The 13,847-nt window shown below is 62.2% G+C and carries 11 protein-coding genes; 6 read left to right on the forward strand and 5 right to left on the reverse strand.

The features are described from left to right. Positions 1-17: 17 nt before the first annotated feature. From atpA to OVA07_RS10200, 3 genes are all read right to left on the reverse strand, one after another. Entirely contained in the window at positions 18-1,547 is a 1,530-nt protein-coding gene (gene atpA / locus OVA07_RS10190; protein WP_268171316.1) for a F0F1 ATP synthase subunit alpha, read from the reverse strand. A 28-nt stretch (positions 1,548-1,575) separates the two neighbouring features. Beyond that, positions 1,576-2,130, reverse strand: coding sequence for a F0F1 ATP synthase subunit delta (locus OVA07_RS10195; RefSeq protein ID WP_268172675.1), 555 nt, complete (start codon positions 2,128-2,130; stop codon positions 1,576-1,578). Positions 2,131-2,309: 179 nt separating this feature from the next. After that, complete coding sequence (locus OVA07_RS10200; protein ID WP_268171317.1) at positions 2,310-3,869, reverse strand: S1C family serine protease; 1,560 nt, start codon at positions 3,867-3,869, stop codon at positions 2,310-2,312. 86 nt (positions 3,870-3,955) lie between these two features. Here OVA07_RS10200 and OVA07_RS10205 point away from each other — a divergent pair, with 86 nt between their 5' ends. Both OVA07_RS10205 and OVA07_RS10210 read left to right on the forward strand, forming a co-directional pair. Further along, the gene (locus OVA07_RS10205) at positions 3,956-4,984 is read left to right on the forward strand and encodes a bifunctional transcriptional activator/DNA repair enzyme AdaA (protein WP_442789669.1); all 1,029 of its coding nucleotides are present in this window, start codon (positions 3,956-3,958) and stop codon (positions 4,982-4,984) included. Between the two features lie 15 nt (positions 4,985-4,999). After that, a complete protein-coding gene (locus OVA07_RS10210; protein ID WP_268171319.1) occupies positions 5,000-5,878 on the forward strand; it encodes a CPBP family intramembrane glutamic endopeptidase in 879 nt (292 codons plus the stop codon). Here OVA07_RS10210 and OVA07_RS10215 read toward each other — a convergent pair. Then, positions 5,875-7,431, reverse strand: a complete 1,557-nt coding sequence (locus OVA07_RS10215; protein ID WP_268171320.1) for a cryptochrome/photolyase family protein — start codon at positions 7,429-7,431, stop codon at positions 5,875-5,877. The genes OVA07_RS10210 and OVA07_RS10215 overlap by 4 nt on opposite strands. Positions 7,432-7,499: 68 nt before the next feature. Further along, positions 7,500-9,665: a primosomal protein N' gene (locus tag OVA07_RS10220; RefSeq protein ID WP_268171321.1), complete on the reverse strand. Its 2,166-nt coding sequence runs from the start codon at positions 9,663-9,665 to the stop codon at positions 7,500-7,502. A 71-nt stretch (positions 9,666-9,736) separates the two neighbouring features. Here OVA07_RS10220 and OVA07_RS10225 point away from each other — a divergent pair, with 71 nt between their 5' ends. The 4 genes from OVA07_RS10225 to OVA07_RS10240 all read left to right on the forward strand — a co-directional run bounded on the left by OVA07_RS10225 (position 9,737) and on the right by OVA07_RS10240 (position 13,801). Beyond that, positions 9,737-10,411 carry a DUF4197 domain-containing protein gene (locus OVA07_RS10225; RefSeq protein ID WP_268171322.1) on the forward strand — a complete coding sequence of 225 codons (675 nt, stop codon included), beginning with the start codon at positions 9,737-9,739 and terminating at the stop codon, positions 10,409-10,411. Between the two features lie 116 nt (positions 10,412-10,527). Continuing rightward, positions 10,528-11,181, forward strand: a complete 654-nt coding sequence (fsa, locus tag OVA07_RS10230) for a fructose-6-phosphate aldolase (protein WP_268171323.1) — start codon at positions 10,528-10,530, stop codon at positions 11,179-11,181. Positions 11,182-11,259: 78 nt separating this feature from the next. After that, positions 11,260-13,074 (forward strand): cobaltochelatase subunit CobT, encoded by a 1,815-nt coding sequence (cobT, locus tag OVA07_RS10235; protein ID WP_268171324.1) that lies wholly within the window; start codon positions 11,260-11,262, stop codon positions 13,072-13,074. A 43-nt stretch (positions 13,075-13,117) separates the two neighbouring features. Beyond that, positions 13,118-13,801 carry a nitroreductase gene (locus OVA07_RS10240; RefSeq protein WP_268171325.1) on the forward strand — a complete coding sequence of 228 codons (684 nt, stop codon included), beginning with the start codon at positions 13,118-13,120 and terminating at the stop codon, positions 13,799-13,801. Positions 13,802-13,847: the final 46 nt, after the last annotated feature.

The following is a 13,847-nucleotide window of genomic DNA, read 5'->3' on the forward strand; positions in this document are numbered from 1 at the left end:
ACGTTATCTGTGCAAACTTAGGCGAACTGCTTTCCGAACGCGGTGAGCGCGGCAACCAGCTTACCCTTGGCTTCATCGCCAAGATCCTTGGTGTCGCGGATCAGCGTCAGCAGATCAGCATGCTGCGTGCGCAGGAAGCTGAGCAGTTCGGCTTCGTATTCGGTCACGCGGTTGGTCGGCACGCTATCGAGATAGCCCTGCGTACCGGCAAAGATCACGCAGGTCTGCTCTTCAAAGCCGAGCGGCGAGAACTGCGGCTGCTTGAGCAGTTCGGTCAGACGCGAACCACGGTTCAGCAGCTTCTGCGTCGAAGCGTCGAGGTCCGAACCGAACTGGGCGAACGCAGCCATTTCACGGTACTGTGCCAGTTCCAGCTTGATCGAGCCGGCGACCTTCTTCATCGCCTTGGTCTGAGCCGACGAACCCACACGCGACACCGACAGACCCACGTTGATGGCCGGACGGATGCCCTGATAGAACAGACCGGTTTCAAGGAAGATCTGGCCGTCGGTGATAGAGATCACGTTGGTCGGAATGTAGGCCGAAACGTCGCCCGCCTGGGTTTCGATGATCGGCAGCGCGGTCAGCGAACCAGCGCCGTTTTCATCGTTCATCTTCGCAGCGCGTTCAAGCAGACGGCTGTGGAGATAGAACACGTCGCCCGGATAAGCTTCGCGACCCGGAGGACGACGCAGCAGGAGCGACATCTGACGATAGGCGACGGCCTGCTTCGAAAGGTCGTCATATACGATCACGGCGTGCATGCCGTTGTCGCGGAAGAATTCGCCCATGGTCGCGCCGGTATAGGGTGCGAGGTACTGAAGCGGAGCCGGTTCCGAAGCGGTAGCGGCGATGACGATGGAGTATTCCATCGCGCCGTTTTCTTCGAGCTGACGCACGATCTGCGCAACGGTCGAACGCTTCTGGCCGACGGCGACGTAGATGCAGTAAAGCTTCTTGCCTTCGTCGGTGCCGGCGTTGACGGCCTTCTGGTTGATGAAGGTGTCGATGGCGACAGCGGTCTTGCCGGTCTGACGGTCACCGATGATCAGTTCGCGCTGGCCACGGCCAACCGGAACCAGAGCGTCAATTGCCTTCAGGCCGGTCTGCACGGGTTCGTGCACCGACTTGCGCGGGATGATGCCCGGAGCTTTCACTTCAACGCGCTGACGGCTGGCCGCTTCGATCGGGCCCTTGCCGTCGATCGGGTTGCCGAGCGCGTCGACCACGCGGCCCAGCAGGCCCTTGCCGACGGGAACGTCGACGATAGTGCCGGTGCGCTTGACGACATCGCCTTCCTTGATTTCGGCGTCCGAGCCGAAAATCACGACGCCGACGTTGTCAGCTTCGAGGTTAAGGGCCATGCCCTTAACGCCGTTCGAGAATTCGACCATTTCACCGGCCTGAACCTTGTCGAGGCCGTGAATGCGGGCGATACCATCGCCCACCGAGAGAACGGAGCCGACTTCCGAGACCTGAGCTTCGGTGCCGAAGCTGGCGATCTGGTCCTTGATGACCTTCGAGATTTCAGCGGCGCGGATTTCCATTTTCAGCCTTTCGTAGAGCCTTGAGGCTTCAAGCCTTCATCGCCTGGGCGAGGGAATTGAGACGGGTGCGGATCGAGCTGTCGATCATCTGGCTGCCGATTTTCACGACAAGGCCACCGAGGATATCGGGATCGACGTTGGTTTTAAGCTTGATGGTTTTGCCTTCGCGGGCCTGCAGCTTTTCAGCAAGCGCAGCGAGTTGGGCATCATCAAGCGGATGAGCACTGGTCACTTCGGCCGCAACTTCGCCGCGATGTGCAGCCGAGATCACGCCAAAGGCGCGGATCACGTCAGTCAGAGCGGAGAGGCGACGGTTCGAGGCGAGCACGCCCAGAAACTTCTTTGCAAGATCGCCGAGGCCGAGCAGCACAGCGATGGAATCCATCACCTTGCCAGCGGCTTCGCGGCTGATTTGCGGGTTGTGGATCAGCGCTGCAAGGTCGACCGATTCGCGGATCGCGGCTGCGATCTTCTCAAGGTCGCCCTCAACGGCGGAAACCATGCCCTGTTCATTTGCCAGTTCGAACAACGCCGAAGCGTAACGCCCTGACAAGCTGGCCGTAATGCCGCCGGAAATCTCCACGCGCCGAGGTTCCTTCATCCAGGATAAGCCGAGGCGGACCATTGCCGGTAGATGAACAACCGAATGGCCCGCAGACGGGGCGCGCCTAGCAACGTCGGGCAGTTATTACAAGATGCGACGTTAGGAGATGTGCATAGGTATGAGAGAAGAGTGCGCGAGCGCGGCGCTGCCGAGGCGGCTTATCCGGCCGACTGGCACTTGTAACGCATGCGCTCATTCGGCTCTGGCGGCAGCAAAGCCTTGATCGCCTGCTGGCTTTCGCCAAACCGACGGGCCGCATCCTCGCCCGCGCCACAGGCTGGCGCGCTAAGTTTGCCGCGCGCTGCGCGGGCCTGTGTCATGCCATCCAGAGCCATCAGAAACCGTTCTACCGTATAGGTGCGGGTGGTCGGATCATACGAATTTACCGAAATCGTCTCTTCGCCATTGGGCACAAGGATTCGCGACCAGCCATCTTGTGCCAGACCGTATTGGGTCTTGCCGTTGACGCAGCCGTCGCTGGCCCATTCCAGCGGAACGTCGGTGATGTCGGAAACGGTCACGCGGCTACGTTCAGGGTCCAGCACGCAGATCATCGGGCCGGCGCCAGTCGCGCTTTCGGCTGTCGCTGCACTTGCGCTAGCACTTGCTGCAGGATCGGCCAGCATGTCCTGCGCGCGGGTGTCGATGCTGGAAAGTGAAGGGCGCAAGAACCAGGTGAGAATCGCTGCCAGCAATAGCGCGCCAGCGCCGAACACATGCTTGCGTTGAAAACGCCCGCGCCGCTTCGACGCCTGCACCATGCCCCATCCACCTGCGCCCAGCGCGCCCACCAGCAACAGCGCGGCAAGAGCAAGCCCATTGTCGCGTTCTGACAAGACGGCCAGTTCGGCATCGCGGCGGGCCTTGTCCATCGCACGTTGCTGTGTTGCGGCGCGGGCGGCGGTTTCGGCGGAAAGCCGGGTCTGTTCGGCCCCTGCGCGTTCAGCTTCGGCACGATCAAGATCGGCGATGGAGCGGCACGGCAGCCCACTATTATGTGCGATCACATTGGCGCGCTTCAGAAAAGAGGCCAGTTCGCGCATCGAAATGGCGAAATAGAATGCCGAATCGGTGCCATTGTCCGAAACCGTGCCGAAGGAGTTGATGCCCAGCACGCGGCCGCAGGCATCCAGCAGCGGCCCACCGGAGTTGCCGGATCCGATGGGTGCTGTGTGCAGCAGCGTGTCAAACGAGCGCGACGAACGCCCACCCGAAAGATAGCCGCGCGTTTTCACCGGGGTTTGCGGGGTGACCAGATCGGCCATCGACAGCCCCTGCGCCAGATCGACATTGCCGGGGTATCCAACGGCATAGACCTCTGCCCCGTCGGCAGGTGCGCCGGGAAATAGGGTGATCGGCGTCAGCGTGCCGCCGCCTTCGACTTTGAGCATGGCAAGATCGTTGCCGGGGGAATAGGCCACCAGCCTTGCCGGATACCCATTGCGCCCCTCAGCCGGCACGACGCCTGCCAGCAGCGTATCGTCGCGGCGCAGCGCTTCCACCACATGGGCATTGGTCACGATCAGATCGGGAGTGACCGCAAAACCAGTGCCATGGGTGACCAAACTTGCGCGATCGCCATCGGTTTCGACAATCACCACGCGCACCACCGAACGGCTGGCTGCGGTGATGTCTGCCGGGTCAGCTAAGGCCACAGGCGCGGCAAGCGCTGCGAAAAGGGCGACGAGGCAGGCGGTTATCCGTTGGGCGACACGCATGGGCTGCTTCTTTGCGCTGTTTCGGTTTGACCGCAAGATTCAGGAAGCGCCTTTCTGCGGATCGTCATAAAACCCTGTGCATGGCAATGATTGATCCGCAACATGCTCTGGACGCTTTTGCCCGCCGTGATCGCACGATGGACGGGCGATTTGTGGTGGGGGTTACGACCACGGGCATCTATTGCAAGCCCAGCTGCCCCGCACGCAGGCCTCGGCCCGAAAACGTGACTTTGCATGAAAATGCGGCGGCGGCGCAGGCGGCGGGTTTGCGGCCCTGTCTGCGGTGCAGGCCTGACGAGTTGGGGCGAGACAGGGAGGCTGTGACAGAGGCGCTGTCGTTGCTTGGCGCAGAACCGGGACTGAGGCTCGCCGCGCTGGCGCAAGCGGTGGGTTATGCCCCGCATCATTTCCAGCGCTTGTTCAAACGTGAAGTAGGGCTTTCCCCGGCCGCCTATGTCCGGCAGCAGCGCAAGGCACGCATCGGCGGGGCGCTGGATAACGCAGGCAGCGTGACGGAGGCGATCTATGATGCAGGATACAGTGCGCCAGGGCAATTCTATGCGGAAAGTGGTGAGGTGTTGGGCATGATTCCTTCGGCATGGCGCAAAGGTGGCGAGGGCGTGGACATCCATTGGGCAGTGGCCGCGACCACGCTTGGCCCGATGCTGCTTGCGGCGACCGAACGAGGCATCTGTCGCCTGTCGTTCAACGAAGACGTCGAGGTGTTGCGGGCGCGCTTTCCCAACGCGGTGCTGACCGAAGGAGGCGCGCTGGTGCAGCGGTTGATCGGGGCGGCAGTGGCTGCCTGCGATGATCCGGCGGCAATGCCAGACTTGCCGCTGGACGTTTCGGGCACGGCGTTCCAGCAAGCGGTGTGGCAGGCTTTGCGGCGCATTCCAGTGGGTGAAACCCGGTCTTATGCTGAAATCGCGGCGCAAGTGGGCAGGCCCGGCGCGGTGCGGGCAGCAGGGTCGGCCAATGGCGCTAATAACGTGGCGGTGCTGATTCCCTGTCACCGCGTCATCCGGTCTGACGGGACATTGGGCGGCTATGCCTATGGGCTTGAGATCAAACAGCGATTGCTCGACAAGGAGCGCCGGAAAACCAGTGGTTGATGTCAGGGGGTGATTATGGATGAGCCGCAAGCGACGAAACCGGGAGTGCTGCGGCGAATCATCGCTTTTCCTCTGACGCTGTTGATTGTCGAATTTCTGGCGGTCGGCTTTGCGGCATCGCTCGCTTCGGCTTTGCTGATGAGGTTTGGGGTCGGCGATGGCGTGATCAATTTCCTTGGTGGGCTGGTCGTCGCGCTGCTGGCCATTGCCATCTACCTTGCCTGCCGTCGCTGGATTGAACGCCGGGCGAATGACGAAATGCCAGCCGCCGTCTTGCCGCGCGAACTGCCCTTGGGCCTGCTGATTGGGGCGGGGCTGTTCACATTGATGACCAGCATCGTCGCCGTGATGGGCGGCATATCCATTACCGGCATAAACGGCATGGGCGCGATCTGGGCGATGCTGGCTATGGCGGTCACCTCCGGCACGATCGAGGAAATCCTGTTCCGCGGCGTTCTGCTGCGCCATATTGAATCGATGCTGGGCACCTGGGCTGCGCTGTTCATAACATCGGCGCTGTTCGGCCTTGCTCATCTGGCCAATCCGGGAGCCAGCCTGTTTGCAGCTTTCGCCATTGCGATGGAGGCGGGCATTCTGCTGGGCGCGGCCTATTTGTGGCAGCGCAGGCTGTGGGTGCCTATCGGCATTCATGCCGCGTGGAATTTCACGCAGGGCTGGGTGTTCAGCGTGCCGGTATCCGGCGGGGACATGCCCGATGGCCTGTTGATTACGTCGCGTGAAGGGCCGGACTGGCTCACAGGCGGGGCCTTTGGGCTTGAGGCGAGCGTGATTGCCATGGCAGTGGCCACAGGCGCGGGACTAGCGCTGCTATACCGTGTGGCCAAACAAGGTGGGATCAGGCCGCCGATGTGGGTTTTCCGCAGGAAAATTTAGCCCCGCGCCCAACCAGCCGCCGCTGGTTCCAAAGTCGTGAGAAAAGTTTCGGCACTTTCGAGATACTCTGTGCGCTTATCCTCGGTCATCCGCCGCCATGTGGCATAGGGTTGGGCCAGCCTGTGATACCCTGCCAGCTTCTTTTCATTACGCGCCAGAAAATGCCAGTACAGCGCGTTGAAGGGGCAGGCGCCTTCGCCTGTCTTCTTCTTCACGTCGAAGGCGCATGTGCCGCAATAATCGCTCATCCGGTCAATATAGGCACCGCTGGCGGCATAGGGTTTTGATGCCAGCCTGCCTCCGTCGGCATGGAGAACCATGCCCGCGACGTTGGGCAGTTCCACCCAGTCAAAGGCGTCAGCATAGACCACCAGAAACCAGTCTGACACGTCCTGCGGACTGATCCCGGCCAGCAGCGCGAAGTTGCCCAGCACCATCAGGCGCTGGATATGATGGGCATAGGCATTGTCGCGCGTGGTGCGCACGCATTCGGAAAGGCAGCGCATTGGCGTGTCGCCGGTCCAGTAGAAATCGGGCAGCGGTCGCGCGGCATCCAGCCCGTTAGCATCTGCCAACTCCGGCATTTCCAGCCAGTACATCCCCCGAATATATTCGCGCCAGCCAATGATCTGGCGGATGAAACCTTCCACGGCTTCCAGCGGCGCGCGGCCTTCGCGCCATTCGGCTTCGGCCCGGCGGCACAGGTCCAGCGGATCGATCAGGCCGATGTTGATCGCTGGCGATAGCGCGGCGTGAAACAGGAAATCTTCGCCCGCGACCATCGCGTCCTGATACTTCCCGAACAGTGGTAGCCGGTCTTTCAGAAAAGCAGCGGTTGCCGCTTCTGCATCGGCACGGGTGACCGGCCAGCCGAAGTTTTCCAATGATCCAAAGTGGTTTGCAAAGCGCTGTTCAACCATGGCCAGAACATCGCGGGTGATTGAATCGTGTTCGAATGCGGGCATGGCGGGCGGCTGAAGCCCTGCTTCCGGGCCACCACGATTTTCGGCATCGAAGTTCCAGCGTCCCCCTTCGGGCTTGTCGCCGTCCATCAGCAGTCCGGTTTTGCGGCGCATCTCGCGGTAGAACCACTCCATGCGCAATTCCTTGCGCCCCGCTGCCCATGCATAGAAATCGGGCAGGGGACAGATAAAGCGCGTGTCTGGCACAACGCGGACGCGCACCGGCAGGCTGGTGCGCCACTGTTCCATCGCTTGCCGCACGCGCCATTCGCCCGGTTCGGTCACCTGTACACCGCGGGCGCGATGGCGATGTACCGCGCGGGCAACCTCGCTGGTAAAGCTGCCCGTGTTGGCGGGATCATCCAGCATGATGTAATCGACGGTCCAGCCGACTTCGCGCAACTCCTCGGCAAAGTGGCGCATGGCTGAAAGGATCAGCGCGATCTTGGCCTTGTGGTGCCGGACATAGGTTGTCTCCTCGGTCACCTCCATCATCAGGATCACGGTGTCGTCAGGCTTGCGGTCCGCCAGACTGGAGATTTCGGGCGAAAGCTGATCGCCCAGAATGGGCACAAGGACAGGACCAGGCATTAGCCTGAAATGGCGAACTTGACCAAAGGATCAACCTGTCCGTGCGGGCGGTGCGGTGTGAAGGGGCTTCAGACGAAGCTGTAGGGATCGATATCCACCGCCACGCGCACGCCGGGCGGGAAGCGCAAGGGTTCCAGCCATTGCCGGATCACGCGCTGCAATTCGGTGGAGCGGCGGGCGTTGATGAGCAGGCGATAGCGATAGCGCCCGCGCAGCAGCGATAGCGGTGCGGGCGCGGGGCCGAGGATCAGCACGTCATCCAGCCTTGGCGCGCTGCCGCCAATGCCGCGGGCCGCATCGCGGGCTTCGGCTTCGTCCTCGCTCGACACAATGATCGCGGCCCAGCGCCCGAACGGCGGCGCACCTGCATCGCGGCGGGCTTCGGCTTCGGCGGCGTAGAAGGCGTCGCGGTCACCGCTGGCCAGTGCTTCGATCACCGGGGCTTCCGGGTGGCGGGTCTGAATCAAAACTTCGCCGGGTTTCTCACCGCGTCCGGCCCGGCCTGCCACCTGCGCCACCTGTTGATAGGTGCGTTCCGCCGCTCGCAGATCACCGCCTTCAAGGCCCATGTCGGCGTCGATTACGCCCACCAGCGTCAGTTCGGGGAAGTGGTAGCCTTTGGTGACCAATTGGGTGCCGACAATCACGTCGATGGCCTTGGCGCTGGCCATTTCGACGAACTCCGCAGCCTTTGCCGGACTTGTCAGTGTGTCTGAAGTCACCAGTGCAACCCGCGCTTCTGGGAGGATTTCCGCCACTTCATCCGCGATCCGTTCAACCCCCGGACCGCAGGCGACGAGGCAGTCGGGTTCGTGGCATTCGGGGCAGGCTTCGGGCGGGGGGACTTCGTGACCGCAGTGGTGGCAGGCAAGGCGGCAGGACAGGCGGTGTTCCACCAGCCATGCCGAACAGTTCGGGCATTGGAAACGATAGCCGCAAGTGCGGCAAAGCGTCAGCGGTGCATAGCCCCGGCGGTTGAGGAACAGCAGCGACTGTTCGCCCTTTTCCAGGCGGTCTTTCAATGCCTTGACCAACGGCGGCGCGATCCAGTGACCGCGTTCGGGCTGCTGCGTTCGCAGGTCGACCACCTGAATATCGGGCATGGTGGCCCCGCCGAAACGGCTGGGCAGGATCACCCGTTCATAGCGGCCTGCTTCGGCCATTTGCAGGCTTTCGAGTGCGGGTGTGGCGCTGGCGAGGATGATCGGCGCGCTTTCGAACCGGGCGCGCATAACGGCGACGTCGCGGGCGTTGTAGCGGACGCCATCATCTTGTTTGAATGAGATTTCGTGCGCTTCATCGACCACGATCAGGCCCAGATTCGCAAACGGAAGGAACAGTGCGCTACGTGCACCTACAACGACCTTGGCGGCACCTGACGACACCGAACGCCACGCGCGCCGCCGTTCGGACGACTTGAGCGAGGAGTGCCAGGTGACAGGCGTGACACCGAAGCGCGCTTCGAACCGTTTGAGGAAAGTTTCGGTCAGCGCGATTTCGGGAAGCAGCACCAGAACCTGCCGTCCGTCTTGAATCGCGGCCGCCACTCCTTCGAAATAGGTTTCGGTCTTGCCCGATCCGGTGACGCCATCGAGCAGGAAGGGGCGAAATTCACGCGCGCGGACCGAGGCGACAAATCGAGCGGATACTTCGGCCTGCTGATCCGACAGATCGGGTGCGGCGAAGGCGGGGTCGGGTGCGGGATAGGGGCGGTCCGAATCCACCACGACCGATTCGAGCAGCCCCGCACCAGCCATGCCGCGCAGCACGCCATCGGAAACCCCGGCGATTTCGGCCAGTTCGCGGATGGTGCCCTGCTGGCCGTCCAGCGCTTCGATGGCCTTGGCCCGCTGCGGGGTCAGGCGGCCCGGTTCAGCGCCGGTCAGGCGGTATTCAGTGACGGTGCTGCCGCCTTGCAGCGCTGCGTTGCTGGATAGCGCCATGCGCGCGACTGAGGCCGGTGAGGCGAGGTAATAGTCCGCGGTCCATTCGATGAGGCGGCGCAAGGGAGCGGACAGTGGCGGGACCGGAAGGACCGAGAGCAGCGGGCGCAGTTTGTGGTCAGGAACTTCGGTTCCGGGTAACCGTTCCGCTTCCCAGACCACGCCGATGAGCTGGCGCGGACCCAATGGCGCGACCACGACACTGCCGGGCTGCACATCCATGCCATCGGGCACGCGATAGTCCAGAGGACCCAGCGCGGAGTTGAAGACAAGGCATCGGACGCGGTTCATGTTCGGGGTTCTATATGGGGCACAGGTGCGCCGGGCAAAAGCGGGCGCGCAAGAATGTGAGGAGAAAAGGCATGTCGGTTTCAACTTCGCGCCGGGTGTTGCTGGGCGGCATCGCATCGCTTGGGGCGCTGTCACTGGCCGGATGCGCCAGTTATCCCGCGTTTTCGCTGGAAGAAGCGGTGCGGCGATTGCTGTTCCTGTCATCCGACCGCGCTTTCGCACGCCTGCTGGCACCCGGCGGGTTCTGGGACGATCAGATGACCCGGCTGACCCTGCCGCAGGCGATTGGCAGCCGTGGCGGCGTGATGCAGCGTATCCTGACCGGGCCGATTTTCAAAGAGCGCCTGCAACGCGCGTTCAATGACATGGCCTATGACGCGGCGGAACGGGCGGCACCTGCGGTGACCGATGCTGTGCGCACCATTGGCGTGGGTAATGCGCTGGCCCTGCTGCGGGGCAGCGATCCCATGGCCGCCACGGCATTTTTGCACGAACAGATGGGCAGCAGTCTGGTGGAAGTGATGGTGCCTGAATTTGGCGATGCCCTGCGCGTCAGCCGTGAACCGCTGGTGGGTGAAGTGCTGGCTGCGCTGACGGGAGTGGACGTGGGCAGTATTGCCAATGCGCTGGCGCTTGAGGCGGACAATGCGATTTTCCGGGCAATTGGTCGGGAAGAAGCAGCGATCCGTGCCGATCCGCGTTCTACCAACGATCCTGTGCTGATGGCAGCGTTCGGGTTGAAGTGAGCGGGCAGGTGTTGCGGGGGCATCGGGACACCTGACAAAGTGACTCCTGACATTGGCGTCCGCCTTGCCTATAGGCGTGGGGAATCATTTCCTCCCCAATCTGGAAGGCCAGACCCATGAAGTTCTTCGTCGACACCGCCGATACCGCCGAAATTGCGGATCTTGCCGCCACCGGCCTGCTGGATGGTGTGACCACCAATCCGACGCTGATTGCCAAGGCGGGAAAGGACTTCATCGAAGTGACCCGCGAAATCTGCGGTCTGGTCGATGGCCCGGTTTCGGCAGAAGTGGTGGCGCTGGACCACGAAGGCATGATGCGCGAAGCCGAAGTGCTGCGCAAAATCGCTGACAACGTGTGCATCAAGGTGCCGCTGACCATCGATGGTTTGAAGACCTGCAAGGCGCTGACCAGCGAAGGTACCAAGGTTAACGTAACGCTGTGCTTCTCGGCCAATCAGGCGCTGCTGGCGGCAAAGGCTGGCGCGACGTTCATTTCGCCCTTCGTTGGCCGCCATGACGACAATGGTTTCGATGGCATGGACCTGATCCGCGACATCCGCCTGATCTATGATAACTACGCTTATGAAACCGAAATCCTGGTGGCTTCGATCCGCCATGGCGTGCACGTTCTGGAAAGCGCGCGCATTGGTGCAGACGTGATTACTGCACCGCCTGCGGTCATCAAGGGCTTGTTCAAGCATGTGCTGACGGACAAGGGCATTGAAGGCTTCCTTGCCGATTGGGCAAAGACCGGCCAGAAGATCGTTTAAGTTTTGTATCGGGCCGACTGAGGCCCCCGCCTGCGCGGGGGCGCATCTTGGTCGGCCAAGTAGCGTTAAAGGCAGGCATTGGCTGACGAAACTCCCCTTGACCGCTTCCGTTCGGTGCTGACCGGCACCGCGCGGGCCATCTCGCTCGACCCTGAGGTTGAAGTGGCGTGGACGGCTGATGCGGCGGTGCAATCGGGCAGTTCGATGCGGGTGCCCATGCCGGGCCGCGCGCTTCCCGCCGATCAGGTGGCGCAGGCGCGCGGTGCGGCAGATTCGATGGCGCTGCGCCTGCGGCATCACAATGCCGCGCTGCATGGCCGCCATGCGCCCGGCGAAGCACTGGCTCGCGCCTGTTACGATGCGGTTGAACAGGTGCGGTATGAGGCGCTGGGCGCCAATGCCTATGCCGGGATGCGCGACAATCTGGATGCGGCGCTGACCATGCGCATGCTGTCCGACCCGATTGCGCGGGCCGTCAAGCCCGAAGAGGTGCCGCTGCCCAGCGCGTTGGCGCTGTTGCTGCGTGAAAAGCTGACCGGGCAGGAAGCCCCCGCTTCGGCGCAGGTTGGCATGGCCATGGTGCGGAGCTGGATTGAAAGCAAAGTTGGTGACGACTTTGAAGCGCTGGCGCTTTCGCTGGATAACCAGCGGGCGTTTCAGCAGCTTGCGCTGGATATGTTGCAGCATCTGGACCTGACGCAATCGGCCAGCGACCAGAACGAGGATACCGAAGAGGACGAGGGCGAGCAGGAAGAGGAGGACGGCGAGGAAGAGCCGAACGCCTCTGACGATCAGGAGCAGCAACCGTCTGAAATGGCGGGCGATACCAGCGAGGGCGACGAGGATTCGGACACCGAGCAGGAAATCGAACAGAACGACGATGCTGCCGATGCGGACATGGCGGACGAAGGCGAGGAAGGCATGTTGCCGACCCGGCCGAACCGGCCATGGACCGACCTGCCGGAGAATTTCGACTACAAAGCCTACACCGAACAGTTCGACGAGATCGTTGCCGCCACCGACCTGTGCGATGAAGATGAGCTGACCCGGTTGCGCGCCTACCTCGACATGCAACTGAAGGGTTTGCAGGGGGTGGTGACGCGGCTGGCGAACCGGTTGCAGCGCCGGTTGATGGCGCAGCAGAACCGGTCATGGGACTTCGATCAGGAAGAGGGACTGCTGGATGCTGCGCGTCTGGCGCGCGTGGTGATTTCGCCCGGCCATTCGCTGTCCTACAAGATTGAGCGTGATGTCGAGTTCAAGGACACCATCGTCACACTGCTGATCGACAATTCAGGTTCCATGCGCGGACGGCCGATTTCCATCGCGGCCATCAGCGCGGACATTCTGGCGCGCACGCTGGAGCGGTGCGGGGTGAAGACCGAAATTCTGGGCTTTACCACCCGCGCGTGGAAGGGCGGGCAGGCGCGGGAGGCATGGCTGGCAGGCGGAAAGCCAGCAGGACCGGGCCGTCTCAACGATTTACGCCACATTGTTTACAAGAAGGCTGATGAGCCGTGGCGTCGCGCGCGCAAGAACCTTGGCCTGATGATGCGCGAAGGTTTGCTGAAGGAAAACATCGACGGCGAAGCGTTGTTGTGGGCGCATAGCCGCCTGCTGGCACGGCCGGAAGATCGCCGCATCCTGATGGTCATTTCCGATGGCGCGCCGGTGGACGATTCGACGCTTTCCGTGAACAATGCGGGCTATCTGGAGCAGCACCTGCGCAAGGTGATCGACTGGATCGAAAAGCAGTCACCGGTCCAGCTGGTCGCCATCGGCATTGGCCATGACGTGACGCGGTATTACCGCCGTGCGGTGACGATCATGGATGCCGAACAGCTTGGTGGCACGATTATCGAACAATTGGCCGACCTGTTCGAGGATGAATAGCCGTCGCTTGACGATGGTGATTTAACCGTGCAGTTAAAGCGCCATGAGCCAGATGTCTGTTAGCGAAGCGGTTGTTTCTCGCCGTTCGGTCCGCCAGTTTTTGCCTGATGCGGTGCCGCGCGATGTGCTGGTACGGGTGCTGGAAAAGGCGCAGCGGGCGCCTTCTGGCGGGAACGTACAGCCGTGGAATGCCCATGTCCTGACGGGCGATCCGCTGGCGCGGCTGGTTGAGAGCGTGGCGCAGGTGATTCCTGAAGGGCGGGCTGCGCATTCGACGGAATATGAGATCTATCCGGCCGTTCTGGATGGCGCTTATGAAGCGCGCCGGTTTGGTGTGGGCGAGGCGATGTATGCTGCGCTTGGCATTGGGCGTGAGGACAAGCGCGGGCGGCTTTTGCAGTTCATGCAGAATTTCAGGGCGTTTGATGCGCCGGTGCTGCTGCTGCTGGTTCACACTCCGCGTTACATGGGGCCGCCGCAGTGGTCGGACATGGGCATGTGGCTGCAAACGGTGATGCTGCTGCTGCGTGAAGAGGGGCTGGATTCCTGCGCGCAGGAAGCATGGGCGGTTTACCAGAAGCAGGTGCGCGACTGTGTGGCGATCCCTGACGATCATGTGTTCTTCTGCGGGTTGGCCATTGGACGGCGCGACCCTGAGGTTCCGGTCAACAGTTTTGATGTGCCGCGTGCGCCACTGGATGAGGCGATCACGTTTGAGGGGTTCTGAAACCGCACGCTGAAGGCGGTATCATCCCTTTTGCAAAATGCTGGCC

Origin of the sequence: Novosphingobium sp. SL115, assembly GCF_026672515.1 — a bacterium.
Taxonomy (GTDB): Bacteria; Pseudomonadota; Alphaproteobacteria; order Sphingomonadales; family Sphingomonadaceae; genus Novosphingobium.